Raw genomic sequence first — 16272 nt, 5'->3', positions numbered from 1 at the left:
GCATGCAAATCCGACTTTGCTAGCCCCGTCGGTCCTTTGTCGTCTTCGAGGGGGAGGCCCCCGGTGGGTCAGGTGATGCTGCCGGGGTGGGTCTCGGGGGTGCGTCTGCGGGCGTCGATGTCGGTGGTGATTCCTAGGGTGGAATCATGGATATCAAGTTGAGTAGCGCTGACCGCTATCGGATCAAGCGCAAGGTCGAGTCTGAGATTGCGCGTGCTGACAGGGAGATTCGACGCAGAAGCCAGGGTCGAGATGAGACGCAAGTGATGCGGCTGGCGGAACGACTGTTCGCCTCGATCGGCCTTGAGCTTCCGAAGCGTGACCTCTCTGGGTATGCATCTGCTGTCGTCGCAGACGCTCCCTTCCGGTTCGACATCAAGTTCTAGGTCGATCGGCAGAGACCTTAGTCGATCGGCTTTCCTCTCCTGTTGAGGATGTCGACTCGAACGGCGTCTGCGACGTAGACATCGTCAAGGATCATGCGAGCAAGCTTCAGGACATCAGCCGCATCTTCTGAGGTCGGGGGTCCGTGAGATCACCGTGCGCGATGTCATTCCCGAGGTGTCTGATCGCGTGTGCCACCTGTTTGACGCCTCTACGAATGTGCCCTTCTTCGTGGAGGTTGTCTATCTTCTTGACGAGGTTAGACCCGCCGACGTCTTTCATTTTCGCCGTGGCTTCGATGACGCTGCGTGAGAGAAGTAGGACTGCTCGGTAGGCACCGATACTGAACGCATCGTGCGCCTCCTGATAGAAGCCAGCGATCTCCTCAGGGATGTACTCGATGTCTGCCGCGACCATCGAGGGTGGTGACCATGTGATATCGGTCATATGTTCCGCCACTTTTGTGAGTCCGACGCTGATCTCGCTTCCCGCGATGAGCGAGGTTGAGGACTCGGGAGCGACGACGCCTTTGGCGATATTGAATCGCTGACAGGCATCGCATGTCGACGCGACTTCAGCGTTGTAAGTTTTGTAGCCTTTTGCGTCGGTGCCGACCACTTCTCCGTACCGCCCATGTCTTGCGGTGAAGTGGGTCTGGTTTCCGCAGAAGGCGCAGCGATGAGCGAGCATGTGTTCATCTTGCCCTATTCCTTTCCCGGTGAGGGGCGGCACCCTTTGCAGGATGCCGCCCGGTCTCGTTTAGTTCTCCGTAAAGACCCGGCCGTCCCACTCGACGTACAGCGGGATGCCAAGCACTCGCAGGTGGGTTTCTCCGGCTTCGAGCGCCCCATCGGCGCCCCACGTCACCGGCTCCCCGTCGAGCTCTACGCCTTCGTGGGGAATGCCGGCTGCGGCAAGCTGTGCGATCCCCGCGTCCAAGCATTCCCGCGCAGCAGTTGTTGCCGCTTCGAGCTGTTCGATTGCTGTTCGCGCATTGACCGCGGCCTCACGCTGCACTGCCTGCTTCTCAGCGAGCGCCTTCGTAGTCTCGGCGATGATCTTGCGGGCGGTCTCCGCGGACGGCAACTTGGCGCGTTCAGCGTCGGCTAGCTTTTTGGCTTCGGCGTGCTTGAGCCCCAGGATTTCGATGCTCTCCCGGATTTCCGTGAGGCTGTAGTAGGGGCGTTCCTTCCGGGCCGGGTCCTTCGCGAACTCGAGATATTCGATCTCCTCTCGCTTCTTCTCGGCCAGGCTTTCGGCGTACTCGGTTTCGAGTTCGATCGCTGCCGAGTTGGTGAGCTTGATGGTCATGTTGTTCCTTTCGTTCAGACGCGGAGTCGGGCTGCGAAGTCGCTGGCGCTGGCATCGGGGGCGAGCGGGTCGGCGCGCACGTACTGCTTTCGAAAGCCGTTTCCGAGCGGGTCGAGGGTGAGCGTGTTGGCAAGGTCGTTGGCTTCCTTGCGCGCCTGGTAGCGCTTCTCCTCCTCGGTCAGCTCGGGCTGCTCCTTGGCGTGGAGGTCAGCGAGTTCAGCGTCGACCTCATCGAAGTACTCACCCCAGGTGCGGGTGTTGTTGCTGTCGGTCATGGTGTTCTCCTTCTGGATATGCAAAAGCCCCGGCAGTGTTGCTCGGGGCTCGGGTGATTCAGGGCGTCGGCGGGGCTTCGCGTAGCTGCCGTTCGTGTTCGTCGCAGAGGTCGTGGATTCTGTCGACGAGTGCGCGGGCGTGCTGGTAGTCGATGATGATGAAGCAGTTGGCGGCCTGGATGCGGATCGCTGGGACTTCATCGCCGTTGCGTCTCCATAGTTCGCGGTAGGCGCGTGGTTTCGCGAAGTGTCTGATGGTCATGCGGCTTCTTTCCTGGTCGAGGGTTTGAGGTTGTGTCCGGGCCACCATCCACCCTTGGGGCGCTCGGTGGTGGCGTAGTCGACGCAGAGCGCGAGCAGCGGGCAGGCGGAGCACATCTCCCACATGACGCGCTTGTCGTCCGCGGTGTTGATGTCGGTGATGTACCGGTCGTCTCCCTCGCAGTCTGGGCTGGTTTCCATGAGCGCTTCAGCGAGGCGGTCCCATGCGGGCTTCGCGGCGGGGTTCATGTGCATCAGCGGCTCCCGATGTCGACGCGGACGATCTCGTGCCGCCTCTTGCAGCGATGACCGCAGGCGCTGCTGTCGATTACGCGCTTCGGTTCCTCCGCGGTCTCGGGCGTCTCGTAGAGCGTGATCGTGGGCACGTTGCACCAGGCGATCAACGCGTAGGCGCCGTGCCCGTGGATCCATGCTGCGGTGGGCAGGGCGCAGCGCAGGAACGTGGCCGGGGTGCGGTGCTGTCGGTTGCAGCGGTGGTTCTTGTAGGTCTTCATACTTCCTCCTTTCGGGAGGTTCGTTGGTGCTCGTGGAGGAGTTCGGCGAGTTCGGCGATCAGGCGCGGGATCTCGCTGTAGTCGACAGCGATTGGTGCCCGGGTGCCGCCGTAGAGCTTCACGAGCGGGCTGGTAGTGCCGTCCGCGTTGCCCCACTCAGCTGGTCGCGCTTGCACTCGGTAGCGCCTGCGCCTCACAGAGGCCGGACCAACCTCGGGTTCCTGGGGTCCCGAGGTCGTGATCTCGGTTGCTGGGTTCATGCGCTGGCCTCCTGTCCGGGGTCTCCCGCTGAGGGGTGGACACTATGCGGTAGGGGTGGCGTTTCTGCCACCACTGTGTTGCCAGCGCTCAAATCCGCATGATTCCGCGGAGAATCAGGGCTGGCGGACAGCGGTGGCGAATCTGCCACCACTGCCGATGTGAGCAACCGGTATCGAACCCTCGACTGCCCCTGGTACTTGTCGAACTTGGCCTCCATGACGCGTTCGCCCACAAGCTCTTCCACTGCCTGGTCGAAGTATGGGCGTAGCTTCGTCGATAGGTTCTTGCGGACCAAAGCGGCGCCCACCCAATCGGCGGTGACCTTGGCGAGGATGCGATCTTTCGTCTTCCCGAGTGCAACGACCTCGGCATGGTCTGCGGTGACGACTGCGGCCTCGGCACGCGCCTCGGCTCGGGCTTCGTTCACCTTCGCTGCCGCATCGCGGAGAGCGCCGCCGCATGCCTGCCTGGTGAGGTTCGAGACCCGCATCACGATTCCCGCGAGATCCCAGTCGTCCGCAGCTACCCCGCCGCGACCGTCGAGCAGCGCGAGTGCAGCAGCCACCTTCAGGCGACTGAACAGGGCGTGACCGTCGAGCGCATCTCCTTCACCACGCAGGCGAGCGATCTGGGCGCCGTCGATCGCGTCCCATGCGGCATCGCACACCTGCATGATCCGTCGACCGGACACTGTCGGCATCTGGTCTTCGCCGGGCAGTGACCATCGGATCGGTTCGGGCGGTGCCGGCGCCTTGTTCGGCGCGGACGGATCCGTGGCGGGCATCCAGAGGAACCGCTGCGGGGTGCCACCGTCCGCATCGCCCAGGAGCGCGCCGGACCTGGTGGGCTGCACGCCGACGATCATCGCTGCCCGGTAGCTGTGCGCCTCGACTGGGAGGGTGCGTGCCGAGTCCCGATTCTGGAACCCGAGCGCTTCCCCCGACCAGAGCTTCCGGATCTCCGGCATGAGGGTTGACCCTGTCCGACCCGAGACCGCACCGAAGGTGTCGACCTCCGCGACCTCGAACAGGACGCTATCGGTGTGCTGCGTGATCTCGCTTCCGTCCTCCGTCTTCTCCCGGCCGACGAACGCGGCCGAGATGCCTTCGCCGGACCCGAGGTTGGCACGGGCGACCCGGAGGATGCTCGGGCCGATCTCGAGCGCTTCGCTGCCGACTGCGATCGCTGCCCCTTTCCCGCCGCCCGATCTGGCAACGAGGCCAACGAAGATGTTGAGGGACCCTGGCCCGCCGACAATCGCCGGGAGCTGCACGTCACAGGGCGTGTGGGTGATGACCCTGGCGAGCACGACGCCCAGCACCGCCCAAGGGGCTACGCGGCGCGCCTGTGCCCACTGCTTGACTGCCGCGAGCTCGGGGCGTGCGGCCCAGAATCCTTCGTCGTCTGCTGGCATTCCTGCCTCCGTTCTGCCGGTTCAGGTCCGGCCCCAATCACCTCGGCTTGTCGCGATCGCATGATCGCGGCGAGGTCGTGTTCGATCTGTTGCCACTGCTCCTCAGTGGCGTTGGTGAGTCCCTGGTCAAGTCGTCGGAGGATGCGTTCGCGTCGCTCGTCTGGTTTGAGGAATGCGCGCGCCCAGAGCCCGTCGAGCTGGTGTTCGAGCCGGTCGATCTCGTGCTGCCGCGATGCACGCCCGTCTGCGTAGCCGGCGAAGAACCATGCGGATACGCAGAGGGGCAGCTCCGCGATGTGGAGCTGCCCCTTCGTGACCTGGTCGAGCCAGGCTTCGAGCGTGCGTTCGGCTGCGTCAGAGATCCTGCGGCGGACCATCGGCCAGCCTTGTGCTGATGTCTGATGCGAAGGGGTCCGCAAGCCGCGCTAGCGTCTCCAGGACGAACTCTTCCTCCAACGGCAGGAAGGCCGGCCCTTCGGCCTGAACATAGGTTTCGGCGACCACGGCTTCGTCCAGCACCATGTCAATGAAGGTCTCATAGCAATGGGAGGCGAGCACGGACCAAAGCTCTACCGGTTCGTGCTGGGTCATCATCTTCTTGCCGTTGCGGAGCGCTCTGATGATGCGGATCTGTTCGACGCCGTTCGACATGAGCCAGTAGACGACGCCGACGATGTTCTCGTGGAAGCCGCTCATCGCGGTGACGACTCGCTCGGCTCGAGCGCGGGCATCCTCTAGTTCGGCGGCATCAGGGTGGAAAGATTTACCACCTTTGCGGACCGAAGCCACGGTGGGGTGAGAGCACCCCAGGCGCTTCGCAATCGCCCGATCCGACATATCCGGATGGCGGTCAATCTGATCTGCGATGAGTTCGCGCATCTGAGCCTGGCTGATGCTACGCCTCTTCAGGTTGAGTGAGATCGCACGATCCTCTGCTTCCTCATCGTCGGCGACATGTACGACCTCGACGGGATAGTCGATGCCGAGCTGGTCTGCGATCGCGGCACGGTTGTTGCCGTCGAGGATTCGGCCGTGCTGGTCTTTGACAACGGGGACCTGTATGCCGTGCTCGAGGATGTCGGCGCGGAGGACGGCGAGGGCTTCCGGGGTCTGGTCCGGCATGAACTGTAGGTCACTCATGGCTAGCTCGCTTTCGGGCCATGCTGGCCCCAGAAGGACGGGAGCGGGGTGACGTTGCCAGCGCTTGCGCGGGCGAGTGCCCGGTTTTCTCGGATCTCGTCCGCGATCGCGATCATTCGGAGCGCGACTGCGGTGATGATGTCGGGGTCTTCGATCATGTTCGCCGCTCGGCTGCCGTCTTCCGTGAGGATGACGACTCCGGTCGTGCGCTGGTCGTGTTGTCCTGGGAAGGCCGGCACGACGATGTCGCCGGCCAGGTCGTAGAGGGTTTCGGGTCCGAAGTGGTTGGTGGTCATCATGCAGCCTTTCGCGTCGTGTTCTGTCGGGCGGCACGGTTCAGCTCTTCCGCCTCACCGAGCACCCACTTGTAGTCGTTCAAAGCCCGCTCCAGGATCGGAAGATCCTCGGGGCCCTCGAGGCTGTCAAGCGCAGTCACGTCGAAGAACGCTCGCCAGCCGGAGCTGCCGTCCTTGAACGCGCGCACCGTGTACCAGCCGTCTGGGTCAGACAGCCCCTCGGTCTCGTGCAGTACTTCTTCGCCGCGGATCGACACGTGGTATTCCGAGACACAGCCCGGCTCGTTGCAGCGCACCAGTTCATTGGTCTGTTCGTAGCCCGGCTCATGGAACGCGCGTGCCATGATCCAGCCCTCGGACCGCTCAGGAATCGTGAACGTATGCGGCTCCCACATGTCGCCGTAGAACAGGCCCAACTTCGCCTTCCGGACGATGTCGTGTGCGCGGGCGAGGTCTTCAGCAGCAGCACCAGCGAACATCTGGATCTTGAAGCACGAGTCGGCACCGAGAGCGACCGTGATGTTGAATGCGAAGCGGAACAGGCGCCCGGCCGAGTCCCTGGCGATGGTCATTTTGCGGGTAGCGAAGACCTCGCGAACCGGCAGGGGATCCAGGTTCATCGCTGCCCAGGTCTCCATCTCCGGCGAGGCCGCTTTGATCACGTCGTAAGTCCTGACCACGTCGTCAACCTCGGCGTCCTGGCTTTCGAGGTTCACAGTCCACCCCCGATGCCGTTCTGCTCGGGCTGACCGGGCTCGGTGTATCGACGAATCTCCGTGGCGCCCGTGACTGGATCAAGCAGATCGGCTACTTCGATGCCGAAGACGTGCGCAAGGTTTGCCAGCTCGCGAACATCGAACGGGGCGTCGACATTGGGGTCGAGCTTCCGCTGCAGGGTCGAGGTTGAGATGTCTGCCCGAGCAGCAATCTCCGCCTTGGTCAGCGAAGAGTGGGCAACACGAGTGCGCACGTTCATCGAGATCGTGTCGTTGAGCAGGCTGGCTTGGGCGACGCGCGTCTCGCGCCGTTCCGCTTCCTCCTCGATGAAGGTCGCGAGATCCTGCAAGGCCCGGGCGAGCTCTCGTGCTTCGTTCGGCTGCAGCTCGATCCGGGCCTTCATGGCCGGGATCGCGATGGACACATGGTCCCCGATCGCACCGTGCTTACGGTCGATAGTGACCGGGCCGTCCGGGTCGTTCGTGGCGATCGTGCGGGCGGTCTCGAAGGTGGACAGGTTGTTGATGCTGGCGGTAGGTGCCAGAATGGTGGAAGAACGCATGAAAGCCCTCCTAGTTAGTGGTGTTCGTGTGAGCCCCGGAGCTGTCTGAGTCGGCAAACTTTGCGACAGCGCCGGGGTTTTCTTCTTGGTAGCGGGCGACGACATGGCCGCCCTTGGTGGCCTCGAAGCTCAGCGCGGCCAGGGGGCCGGTGTGCGGTTCGGGGACCAGGATTCGTGCATCATCTGATGCGGTGATGAACCACGCGCCGCGATGCAGAGGGGACTCCCCTACCGCACCGCCTGCCCAGGCCGTCCGGTGTTGGTTGTCCGCCACGTAGGCGACGGTGTGACCGGCCCGAGATTTCCGCTTCGGGTCGGGGTCTTGGTAATAGCGGATGAGCCACGCGCCGAGATCGTTGAGGCTGATCGGGATACGCCGGTTGTTTGGTGCGATGAGCGCGTAGCGCAGCTGGTTCGGGATGATGTTCGAGGTGACTCGCCCGTCGAGGTCAAGGAGCACCCGGAACCACTTGGGCTCCCACTCGTTGAACTTCTCCAGATCGGATTCAGCCGCGCTACTGCGCAAGGCCGAGACTGCCGCCCGCAGCGGCGGGCTAGTCACTTTCGACCTCGAACAGCTTGAGAAATCTCTCTCGGGGGATGACGATCCGGCGCCCGAGCCGGACAGCAGGGATGTTCCCCTCCTCGATTCCCGTCGTGACCGTCCTTGGGTCTACGCCGAGGTACGCCGCTGCTTGCGCCCTCGTGATCGTGAGGGCAGTTGACGCTCTCAGGTCCGCAATGGCCGAGGGCACCGTGACACTTATCGACATGAAGCCAGTCCTTCCTCTTCTCGATTCTCGAACCCTTCTGGGCTCATTTTGATCGCTTCCAGATTCAGTGAAGCACATGGAGGAGCGAATATCAACAAGAATCGCCGGGCGCTCAAATTGATCTGTATGCTTGCCCGCATGAGCACGAAAAAAGGCATGGCTGAACTCGACCTTGGCCCCACTGGCAAGACGGTTGCCGTCAACATCGCGCGACGACGGGAAGCTTTGAACCTGAGCTACGTCGCCCTGGAACAACGGCTCATCAAAGCTGGCCAACGAATTCCAGCGCTGGGTCTCCGAAGGATTGAAGCTCGCGCCCGAAAGGTTGACGTTGACGAACTCCTTGCTCTCGCCTTTGCGCTCGAGTGCACACCCACGTTCTTGCTCTCTCCCCTTGACCCAGAGGCGCCGGTCACAGCGATCAAGGATGGAGAACTCATCTGGGAGGAGAAACGCGCCTGGCTTCAAGGCAAGGCAAAGCTCACTCCATCCAGCTTGGCCCACTTCTGGGAGCGAGAAAGCCTGAGCCAAGATGCCGTCATCTCGGCCTCAGAATATCTTCTGCGCGCTGTCGAGAGCGGCCAGCGCTCCCCAAAGCCGAAGCACTACTACGAGGCAGAACGGGATGAAGCAGTCGCGCGCAAGGCTTTCAGCGACGAACGAAGGGCCCACTTCACCAACGACTTCGAAGGCGATACCTTCGCCTGGAACGCTCAGGATGACTAGCAAACGCTCTCGTCGTCGCGGGAAGGGGTCGCTGCAGAGCTACCAGACGAAGGCCGGCCGACGGTGGCGCTTTCAAATCTGGATCCCCATCGACCCCGAGCAGCCGGAGCTCGGAGACAAGAAATTCTCCCGCGGCGGGTTCACCTCAGATGACGAGGCCGATGAGGCTATGCAGATCGCGATTCGGAAGCGGAAGAACGACGAGGCGTTCCACGGCACGATCCCGACGCTCTCGACCTACGGGGCCGACTGGCTCGACGCCCTCACGCTCGAGCCCGCCACGATGAAGGGGTACCGCCGCCAGTTCAACAACTACCTGGTCCCCCACCTCGGCACGAAGCCGCTCGACAAGATCACCGGACCCGCGATCGGGAAGGTCTACCGGCTCCTGCGCGAGCGCGGCGGGAAGGACGGTGCGCCGCTCAGCGCCAACACGGTGAACAAGACCTCCATCACGCTCGCCGCAATCCTCGACGCCGCGATGGAGGACGGCCTGATCGCGAAGAACCCGGCAAAACTCAAGAAGATCGTCAAAGCCCCCACCGGTCGCGATATCCGGGCCGAGCGCGACGAGATGGTGACCTGGACCGCCGACCAGCTCAAGCAGTTCATCACCTGGGATCGGGACGTCTACCAAGACGAACTGTTCCCCCTCTGGTTCACCCTCGCTCGCACGGGGATGCGCCGTGGCGAAGCGCTCGCGTTGCAATGGCGCGACATCGACTTCAAGGCCGGCCGCATCTCGATCAGGCGCGCAGCGGACAGCGCGACCCGAGGCAGGACGAAGGTCCCGAAGTCCGGCACCGCCCGAGTCATCGACGGCGACGCGCAGCTGTTCGACGTGCTCCGCAAGCTCAAGACCGCGCGCGGGAGCATCGCGCTCGACCTCGCACGCCCAACGGCGTTCATCTTCGGCCACGATGACGGACGCCTCCGGGACCCCGTCCTGGTGAGCAACCGGTGGATCAGGCGCATGGCTGCCGCGAGCAAGGTGATCCCGTCGCTCCCGAAGATCCCGCTGCACGCGCTCCGGCACACGCACGCCACTCTGCTGATGCAGCTCGGCGAGTCACCGAAGGTCGTGCAGGAACGCCTCGGGCATGCGAGCGTGTCGATCACCCTCAGTCTCTACTCGCACGCCACTCCGACGATGCAGAAGGCCGCGGCAGACCGGTTCGCGGCGCTCCTCGACTAGGGCTTGCCCCATATCTCGCCCCATAGACATGAAAAAGGCCCTGACCGTGAAGCTTCCGCTCCTGGTCAGGGCCCATTTTCTTACTGTGGCGGGTGAGGGATTCGAACCCCCGTAGGCAGTGCCAGCTGATTTACAGTCAGCCCCCTTTGGCCGCTCGGGTAACCCGCCGTTGGTCGTGCGAACACGACCGAGAGACCACTCTACCCGGATTCGTGTCGGATCCGAAATCCGGCGGGGATTCGGCGCACACGGCGCGTCGTACGGGCCGCCGGACGCCATCGGGCGGGGCCGGGTGGCAGGATCGGAGCATGAGCGAACTTCCCGAACCCCGCACCCCCGCCGCGGCGCTCCCGCCGGGTCTCGCGCTGCGCCGTGCCCGTTTCGCGGAGCTGGACGCCGCGGCGCTCTACGCGATCGCGCGGCTCCGCTCCGAGGTGTTCGTCGTCGAGCAGGACTGCCCGTACCTCGACCTCGACGGTCGAGACCTCGAGCCGGGCGCCGAGCAGTTCTGGGTCGAGGTCGAGGGGGCCTCGGAAGCCGAGCGCGTCGCGGCCACCCTGCGCGTCCTCCAGGATCCCGATGCCGCGCGCATCGGCCGAGTCGCGACCGCCGCCGCCTGGCGGGGACGCAGCCTCGCAGCGGCGCTGATGCGGGCGGCGATCGCCGCGCACGACGCCGCGTCGCCCGAGCGGCCGATAGTGCTCGACGCGCAGTCGCACCTGACCGGCTGGTACGCCCGATTCGGATTCGTGCAGCACGGCGAGGAATTCGTCGAGGACGGGATCCCGCACACGCCCATGCGGCGGGAACCTCCGGCCGCCGCCTAGCGACCGGACACGTCGCGCCTAGCGGCCGAGCTCGATCACCCGGTCCTCGACGGCCGGGATGGGGGCCGCCAGCCCGTGCCGGTGGGTCGCGATCGAGATGGATTGCTCGCGCAGCAGGGTGAGCAGTTCGACCGGTCCGGCCATGGTGACGGGTTCGGCCCAGAGCGCCACGCGGCCGCCGTGCCCGAGCCACTCGGCGGCGCGCACGCGATCGCCCCCGATGAGGCGCACCCGGCGTGCTCCGCCCGGATCCACCCCGACGAGCGCGGCTCCGCCCTCGGCTCCCCCGGTACCGGCATCGGCGGTGCTCGACGCGTCGGCGACGGCTGCGAGCACCGACATGCGTTCGAGCCAGTCGTCGTCGCGTTCGAGGGAGACCTCGATCCCCTGCCGTTCGAGCAACGACACCACCGGCGCGGGCAGCACCACCCCGGTGGAGACCGTGATGGGCGCGCGCACGATGAGGGCGGCGGCGAGCACGCGGATGAGCTCGGCGAGCTCCCCGCCTCGGCGAGGCGGAGCTGGGTCGCCACCGGCCAGTGCCGAACGAGGTTGCGCTCGATGCCGAGCCCGATGGCGTCGCGCGCGATGCCGAGCGACGTGCGCCAGGTCAGCGCGTCGCTGAGCGCGGCCCGCCGCACCCGGTCGAAGGCGGTGTAGTCGAGCGCCTCCTGAGCCGCTTCGATGAGCAGCTGCACCTCGGGGTCGAGGCCGCGCAGGTGCAGGGTCGCGCTCTGCGTCCCCTCGCGCACGCTCCAGGACCCCAGCGCGAGCAGGCGGTTCGGGCCGCCGGCCAGGGATCCGATGCCGAGCCCGGCATCGTTCCACCCGCCGACGGGGCGCTGCTCGATGCGCGCGCCCGTCGTCGGACGGCAGACCGCGAGCGACGCGGCCTCGACCCGCTCCAGCCAGGGCAGGATCTCGTCGGCGTCGAGCGAGTGGATCGCCGCCGCGCCCCCGCTTCCCGCATCGTTCTGGATCGCGATCGCCTCGTCGAGGCTGCGCGCGTGCGTCACGCCGAGCACGGGCATCCCGATGGAGTCGCGCCAGAATCGCGCCGAGCGCTTGACTCCCCAGCGCACGCCGGGCCTCCAGAGCAGACCGGCGTCGTCGAGGCGCTCGGGCTCGACGAGCCACTCCTCGCCGGGATCCAGTTCCGTGAGGGCGCGGAGGCCGGCGGCGCCGGGCGGCGCCGGCAGCGGCCCGAACTGCAGGTCCAGCGGATCGTTCGATCCCGCGCGCCCCGTGTGCCCGGCCCGGAGGGTGCGCACGGCGTCCGCCAGGCGGGAGCGGAACCGGCGGGAGCGTGCGATGCCGCCGAGCAGCACGAGCTGACGGGCGCGCAGCGGATCCGCGGCGGGCGCTCCGAACGCCGAGGCGAGCACGTCGGGGATCGCGGTGTCGACGTCGGCCCCGCCCGTGACCAGGACGGACGCGCGGGCCTCGAAGCGGCCCTCGATCCGCAGGTCCGGGCGTCGGCGCAGCAGCGCTGCGGCCGTCTCGCGACGCCCGAGCACCAGGGCGCGGTCGACGCGCGCGTCGACCGCGAGCTCGGCGGCCAGGTCCAGATGACCCGGCGCATCGGTCTCGCCGTCGCCGTCGCTCGCGGTCCCGGATCCGATCAGCGTCACGACCTCCGGGGAGCCCGGCCGCCTGCCACTCCTCGATCAGCACCCGCGTGGAGCGGGCGACCGAGGGATGCACCACCGCGATCGCCGCGCTGCCCGCGGCGATCACCGCGAGGATCGCCTCGGCCCGCTCCGCGAACGGCACGCCCGCGTCGCAGACCACGAGTGCGACGCGGTCGGGGTGGAACTCCGCTCCGCGCACGGACCCCAGATCCTCCGTGAGCCGTCCGAGCCAGCGTGCGGCATCGACCGCGTCGCCCACCGCGGCGTCCAGCATCTCCACCGGATCGCCGCTCTCCGCGGCGAGAGCGGCGAGGAGTCGATCTCGCGCCGCGACCGTGCCGAGGGCGAGACGCCGCACCCGGGTGGCGCGGTCGCTGTGGCGCGGTGCCTGCCAGATCCCCGCGGCGGTCGACGCCGCCGAGACGACGGCGTCGGCATCGAAACCGATCGGCACCTCGTCCGAGTCCGATGCCTGCGCCTCGGAGCCCGGCTCGGCGACGAGCGAGACGAGCGAACGGACCCATTCGCGGTTGTCGGTGCGCGACGCATCGGTCGCGGGCTCCGCGGCGAGGCCGGACTCCGAGATCACGGGGATGCGCAGCGCGGGGCCGGCGGCCTCGAGCGCGATCTCACCGGTGGAGCCGCGGGTGAGGCCGAGCACCGCGGCCGTGAGGCCGCCGGTGTCGAACCGGTCGGGGTCGGCCGGCGGCCGGTAGAACAGCGCGCTGTCGCGCTCGCTCGGATCCCACTCACGGGCGCGCAGCTGGGTGCGATGCGACTCCGGGAACGGTTCCGCGGCCTCGGCGACGGCTCCCGCGAAGTCGACGCGGTCGGGGTCGGCGGCGTCCGCGGCGAGCGCGAGCAGGGGCTCGGCGAGGCCCGACGGTTCCCCCGACGGGATGAGCGGCAGACGGATCCGGATCTCGTGCGCGCCCGTGGCGAGCACGCGCGCAAGAGCCGGATCCGCACCGGCCCGGAGCTGCAGCCCGAGCAGTTCGCCCGTTCCGTGACGTTCGGCGAGGACGGTCGCGGCGGCGAGGAGACAGGGTTCCTCGCTCTGCACGACGAGGCGCACGGACGGACCGTAGCCGAGCGCGAGGTGCGCGAGGCGCAACAGCTGCGCGGCGACCGCCGTGCGCCCGTCGAGCGTCGGCACCGGGAGGCCGCTGCGGATCGACGCGATGCGCTCGGCACCGGCCATGCCCGTGTCGGCCAGCACGATCTCGGTCGGGGTCCCCCCGTCGCTCGCGCGCTGCACCGCCCAGCGACCGATGCGCTCGACGACCCGGCGGGATTCGGGCAGCTCGGCCGGGACGACCAGGCCGATGCGCACGCCGTCGAGGCGGGCGTCTCCTGCGGCGCGCAGCAGCACCTCCGGGGCGAGGCGGGCGCCCCGGAAGCCGGCGGCGTCGAGCAGGATCGCGGTGCCGCCCTGCCGTGCGGCCTCGAGCACGGGCCGGAGGGCGTCCACCGCGCGGGTGACGTCGGCGTCGAAGGTCCAGTCCGTACCGCCCGGCAGGAGGCGCAGCGGATCGACCAGCAGCTGGTCGATCCCGGCCTGCTCGGCGAGGGCCACGAGGCGGGCGACCTCGAGTTCGACCCGGTCGGCGCCGAGGACGGGCTCGCCGCCGAGCGCGATCAGGGCCGAGGTGCCCGGTTCCAGCTTCGCCAGCAGTCGGTCCGCGAGCCCGGCGGCGTCGATCGGCTTCTCGGGGTCCTGCGGGAACTTCGCCGTGAAGGCGATCGATGAGACCCGGTCCCGGAACCAGCGCCGAGCGAGCGGCAGCACCGCCCACGGCAGCCCGAGGGCGGCGATCCCGCCGGCGCGCACCGCCAGCCGGTCGCGCACCGGCATGGACTCGGGCAGCTCGTGCGCGACCTCGCGGAGGCCGAGCGCTGCGGCGAACGGGTCCGCCGCCCCGAGCAGGTGCTCGAGCAGGCGGCGCGTGAAGTCCAGGCCGCCAGCGTCGGCGCGCACGCCGGCGAGCAGTTCGGGTGCGCGTTCGCCGCGTTCGGGATCGGCGTGCGGCCGCAGCGCGCGCGCCCAGTCGGCCGCGCGGGCCTCAGCCGCCCGAGCGATGCTCTCCCACCCGCCGACGCCGCCGCGTTCCTCTGCCATACGCCCACTGTAGGGCTGGCTCCTATGCGCGCCCCGGGAGGCGCGCTGGGTCGGACGACTAGGCGAGCAGCGCGCGATCGTCGAGCTGGGCGCCCTTGATCTTCGCGAACTCCGCGAGCAGCGCCGGCACGGTCAGGCCCTTCTTCTGCTCCTCGCCGGCCTCGAACACGATCCGGCCCTCGTGCATCATGACGAGCCGGTTGCCGAGGCGCAGCGCCTGCTCCATGTTGTGCGTGACCATGAGCGTGGTGAGACCGCCCTGGGCGACGATCCGCTCGGTGAGGTCGGTGACGAGCGCGGCGCGCTGGGGGTCGAGCGCTGCGGTGTGCTCGTCGAGCAGCAGGATGCTGGGGTGCGTGAAGCCCGACATCAGCAGCGACAGGGCCTGGCGTTGGCCGCCCGAGAGCAGGCCGACCTTGGCGCCGAGGCGATCCTCGAGACCGAGTTCGAGGGTGCGCAGCTCCTCGCGGAACCGCTCCCGCTGGGCGCGGCTCCGGCTCGGGCCGAGGCCTCGCGTCCGGCCCCGGCGCAGCGCGAGAGCCAGGTTCTCCTCGATCGTCAGGGTCGGCGCGGTGCCCGCCATCGGATCCTGGAACACGCGGCCGATGTACTTCGCGCGCTGGAACTCCTTGAGTCGGTTGACCCGGCGCCCGTCGATCTCGATGCTGCCGGAGTCGACCGTGTAGCGGCCGGAGATCGCGTTGAGCAGCGTGGACTTGCCGGCGCCGTTGGAGCCGATGATGGTGACGAAGTCGCCCTCCTCCAGCCGCAGGCTGAGGCTCGCGAGCGCGCGGCGCTCGTTGACGGTGCCGGCGAAGAAGGTCTTCTCGATGTCGGTGATGGCGAGCACGGCTCAGGCCTCCTTCGGAGCGGTCGGGGTCGCGGCGGTCGGGGCCGCCGCGACTGCGGCGGGAGCGGGATCCGGCGCCGGATCGCGCGGCGGCACGCGGCCGCCGCGGCCCCGCAGCGAGGGCACCCGCTTGAGGAAGCCCCAGCGCGGCAGCAGCAGCGCGAGCACCACGAGGACGGCGGTGACGAGCTTCATGTCGTTGGGATCGAGCCCGACCTGCATGGCGAAGAAGATGATGAGGCGGTAGACCACCGCGCCGATCACGACGGCGAGGCTCGCGAGCCAGATCCAGCGCTGCCCGAGGATCGCCTGGCCGACGATGACCGAGGCGAGGCCGACGAGGATGAGGCCGATGCCCATGCTGATGTCGGCGAAGCCCTGGAACTGCGCGACGAGCGCGCCGCAGAGCGCGACGAGGCCGTTCGACAGCGCGAGGGTGAGGATCGTGGTCCGGTCGGTGCTGACGCCGAAGCTGCGGATCATGGGTCCGTTGTCGCCCGTGGCGCGGATCGCGAGTCCGAGGTTGGTCGAGAGGAACCAGTCGACGAGGAGCTTCACGAGGATGACGCCGACGGCGAGGACCGCGACCGACGCCCAGGTGCCGAGGAGCATGTTCTCGCGCAGCGGGTCGAACACGGTCGACGCGCGCAGCAGCGGCAGGTTGGCCGCGACCGCGCTGTCGGGTTTCGTCGTGCCCATGATCCTGAGGTTGATCGACCAGAGGGCGATCATGGTGAGGATTCCCGCGAGCAGGCCGTCGATGCGACCCTTGGTGTGCAGGAGGCCGGTGACCGCTCCGGCCGCGAGCCCCGCCGCCACCGCGGCGAGCGTGGCGACGATGGGGCTCTGGCCGAGCGTGATCAGCGCGGCGGCGGTCGCAGCGCCCGTGGTGAAGCTGCCGTCGACCGTGAGGTCGGGGAAGTTCAGCACGCGGAAGGTGAGGTACACGCCGAGGGCCATCACACCGTAGATGAGACCCAGTTCGATCGCGCCGATCATGGAGTTTTCCTGTTCT

The 16272-nt window shown here is 67.4% G+C and carries 24 protein-coding genes and 1 tRNA gene; 6 read left to right on the top strand and 19 right to left on the bottom strand.

Annotated features, from left to right (window positions below; translation table 11 throughout):
* Nucleotides 1-146: 146 nt before the first annotated feature.
* Nucleotides 147-386: a hypothetical protein gene (locus AB3K78_RS15460; protein WP_416444714.1), complete on the top strand. Its 240-nt coding sequence runs from the start codon at nt 147-149 to the stop codon at nt 384-386.
* A gap of 106 nt (nt 387-492) precedes the next feature.
* Here AB3K78_RS15460 and AB3K78_RS15455 read toward each other — a convergent pair whose 3' ends face one another.
* The 15 genes from AB3K78_RS15455 to AB3K78_RS15385 all read right to left on the bottom strand — a co-directional run bounded on the left by AB3K78_RS15455 (nt 493) and on the right by AB3K78_RS15385 (nt 7909).
* On the bottom strand, nt 493-1074 hold the full coding sequence (locus AB3K78_RS15455) for a DUF4145 domain-containing protein (protein ID WP_416444713.1): 582 nt from the start codon (nt 1072-1074) through the stop codon (nt 493-495).
* Nucleotides 1075-1143: 69 nt separating this feature from the next.
* Nucleotides 1144-1695, bottom strand: a complete 552-nt coding sequence (locus AB3K78_RS15450) for a hypothetical protein (protein WP_416444711.1) — start codon at nt 1693-1695, stop codon at nt 1144-1146.
* A 14-nt stretch (nt 1696-1709) separates the two neighbouring features.
* Nucleotides 1710-1970: a hypothetical protein gene (locus AB3K78_RS15445; RefSeq protein ID WP_416444709.1), complete on the bottom strand. Its 261-nt coding sequence runs from the start codon at nt 1968-1970 to the stop codon at nt 1710-1712.
* Nucleotides 1971-2028: 58 nt separating this feature from the next.
* The gene (locus AB3K78_RS15440) at nt 2029-2232 is read right to left on the bottom strand and encodes a hypothetical protein (RefSeq protein WP_416444707.1); all 204 of its coding nucleotides are present in this window, start codon (nt 2230-2232) and stop codon (nt 2029-2031) included.
* Nucleotides 2229-2486: a hypothetical protein gene (locus AB3K78_RS15435; protein ID WP_416444705.1), complete on the bottom strand. Its 258-nt coding sequence runs from the start codon at nt 2484-2486 to the stop codon at nt 2229-2231. Before AB3K78_RS15435 ends, AB3K78_RS15440 begins: the two co-directional genes overlap by 4 nt.
* Complete coding sequence (locus tag AB3K78_RS15430) at nt 2486-2746, bottom strand: hypothetical protein (RefSeq protein WP_416444703.1); 261 nt, start codon at nt 2744-2746, stop codon at nt 2486-2488. The genes AB3K78_RS15435 and AB3K78_RS15430 overlap by 1 nt, the downstream gene beginning before the upstream one ends.
* Nucleotides 2743-2868, bottom strand: a complete 126-nt coding sequence (locus AB3K78_RS15425; protein WP_416444701.1) for a hypothetical protein — start codon at nt 2866-2868, stop codon at nt 2743-2745. The genes AB3K78_RS15430 and AB3K78_RS15425 overlap by 4 nt, the downstream gene beginning before the upstream one ends.
* A 134-nt stretch (nt 2869-3002) precedes the next feature.
* Nucleotides 3003-4421, bottom strand: a complete 1419-nt coding sequence (locus AB3K78_RS15420; RefSeq protein WP_416444699.1) for a hypothetical protein — start codon at nt 4419-4421, stop codon at nt 3003-3005.
* Nucleotides 4340-4798, bottom strand: a complete 459-nt coding sequence (locus AB3K78_RS15415; RefSeq protein ID WP_416444697.1) for a hypothetical protein — start codon at nt 4796-4798, stop codon at nt 4340-4342. Before AB3K78_RS15415 ends, AB3K78_RS15420 begins: the two co-directional genes overlap by 82 nt.
* Nucleotides 4776-5561, bottom strand: coding sequence for a ParB N-terminal domain-containing protein (locus AB3K78_RS15410; protein WP_416444695.1), 786 nt, complete (start codon nt 5559-5561; stop codon nt 4776-4778). The genes AB3K78_RS15415 and AB3K78_RS15410 overlap by 23 nt, the downstream gene beginning before the upstream one ends.
* Nucleotides 5562-5563: 2 nt before the next feature.
* Nucleotides 5564-5860 carry a hypothetical protein gene (locus AB3K78_RS15405; RefSeq protein WP_416444693.1) on the bottom strand — a complete coding sequence of 99 codons (297 nt, stop codon included), beginning with the start codon at nt 5858-5860 and terminating at the stop codon, nt 5564-5566.
* Nucleotides 5857-6573 carry a hypothetical protein gene (locus AB3K78_RS15400; protein ID WP_416444691.1) on the bottom strand — a complete coding sequence of 239 codons (717 nt, stop codon included), beginning with the start codon at nt 6571-6573 and terminating at the stop codon, nt 5857-5859. The genes AB3K78_RS15405 and AB3K78_RS15400 overlap by 4 nt, the downstream gene beginning before the upstream one ends.
* Nucleotides 6570-7136 (bottom strand): hypothetical protein, encoded by a 567-nt coding sequence (locus tag AB3K78_RS15395; protein WP_416444689.1) that lies wholly within the window; start codon nt 7134-7136, stop codon nt 6570-6572. Before AB3K78_RS15395 ends, AB3K78_RS15400 begins: the two co-directional genes overlap by 4 nt.
* A gap of 10 nt (nt 7137-7146) precedes the next feature.
* Nucleotides 7147-7698: a hypothetical protein gene (locus tag AB3K78_RS15390; protein ID WP_416444687.1), complete on the bottom strand. Its 552-nt coding sequence runs from the start codon at nt 7696-7698 to the stop codon at nt 7147-7149.
* Nucleotides 7691-7909 (bottom strand): helix-turn-helix domain-containing protein, encoded by a 219-nt coding sequence (locus AB3K78_RS15385; RefSeq protein WP_416444685.1) that lies wholly within the window; start codon nt 7907-7909, stop codon nt 7691-7693. Before AB3K78_RS15385 ends, AB3K78_RS15390 begins: the two co-directional genes overlap by 8 nt.
* 138 nt (nt 7910-8047) lie before the next feature.
* Between AB3K78_RS15385 and AB3K78_RS15380 the strand changes: the two genes are divergently transcribed.
* Nucleotides 8048-8635, top strand: a complete 588-nt coding sequence (locus tag AB3K78_RS15380) for a hypothetical protein (RefSeq protein WP_416444683.1) — start codon at nt 8048-8050, stop codon at nt 8633-8635.
* The gene (locus AB3K78_RS15375) at nt 8628-9830 is read left to right on the top strand and encodes a tyrosine-type recombinase/integrase (RefSeq protein ID WP_416444681.1); all 1203 of its coding nucleotides are present in this window, start codon (nt 8628-8630) and stop codon (nt 9828-9830) included. Before AB3K78_RS15380 ends, AB3K78_RS15375 begins: the two co-directional genes overlap by 8 nt.
* An 86-nt stretch (nt 9831-9916) precedes the next feature.
* On the opposite strand, the gene AB3K78_RS15370 is transcribed toward AB3K78_RS15375, so the two are convergent.
* Nucleotides 9917-9998, bottom strand: a tRNA-Tyr gene (locus AB3K78_RS15370).
* Nucleotides 9999-10138: 140 nt separating this feature from the next.
* On the opposite strand from AB3K78_RS15370, the gene AB3K78_RS15365 reads away from it, so the two are divergent.
* On the top strand, nt 10139-10657 hold the full coding sequence (locus AB3K78_RS15365; protein WP_416444679.1) for a GNAT family N-acetyltransferase: 519 nt from the start codon (nt 10139-10141) through the stop codon (nt 10655-10657).
* Nucleotides 10658-10692: 35 nt separating this feature from the next.
* On the opposite strand, the gene AB3K78_RS15360 is transcribed toward AB3K78_RS15365, so the two are convergent.
* Nucleotides 10693-12174 carry an aldehyde dehydrogenase family protein gene (locus AB3K78_RS15360; RefSeq protein ID WP_416447382.1) on the bottom strand — a complete coding sequence of 494 codons (1482 nt, stop codon included), beginning with the start codon at nt 12172-12174 and terminating at the stop codon, nt 10693-10695.
* Between the two features lie 161 nt (nt 12175-12335).
* Here AB3K78_RS15360 and AB3K78_RS15355 point away from each other — a divergent pair, with 161 nt between their 5' ends.
* Entirely contained in the window at nt 12336-13004 is a 669-nt protein-coding gene (locus AB3K78_RS15355; RefSeq protein ID WP_416444677.1) for a hypothetical protein, read from the top strand.
* Between the two features lie 56 nt (nt 13005-13060).
* Complete coding sequence (locus AB3K78_RS15350) at nt 13061-14038, top strand: hypothetical protein (RefSeq protein ID WP_416444675.1); 978 nt, start codon at nt 13061-13063, stop codon at nt 14036-14038.
* A gap of 427 nt (nt 14039-14465) precedes the next feature.
* On the opposite strand, the gene AB3K78_RS15345 is transcribed toward AB3K78_RS15350, so the two are convergent.
* Both AB3K78_RS15345 and AB3K78_RS15340 read right to left on the bottom strand, forming a co-directional pair.
* A complete protein-coding gene (locus AB3K78_RS15345) occupies nt 14466-15257 on the bottom strand; it encodes an ABC transporter ATP-binding protein (protein WP_416444673.1) in 792 nt (263 codons plus the stop codon).
* A 3-nt stretch (nt 15258-15260) separates the two neighbouring features.
* Nucleotides 15261-16256, bottom strand: a complete 996-nt coding sequence (locus AB3K78_RS15340) for an ABC transporter permease (RefSeq protein ID WP_416444671.1) — start codon at nt 16254-16256, stop codon at nt 15261-15263.
* Nucleotides 16257-16272: the final 16 nt, after the last annotated feature.

This window comes from Leucobacter sp. HNU (assembly GCF_047946755.1).
Classification (GTDB): Bacteria; Actinomycetota; Actinomycetes; order Actinomycetales; family Microbacteriaceae; genus Leucobacter.
Note: the sequence above shows the minus strand (reverse complement) of the source record. Positions and strands in the feature narration are given on the sequence as shown.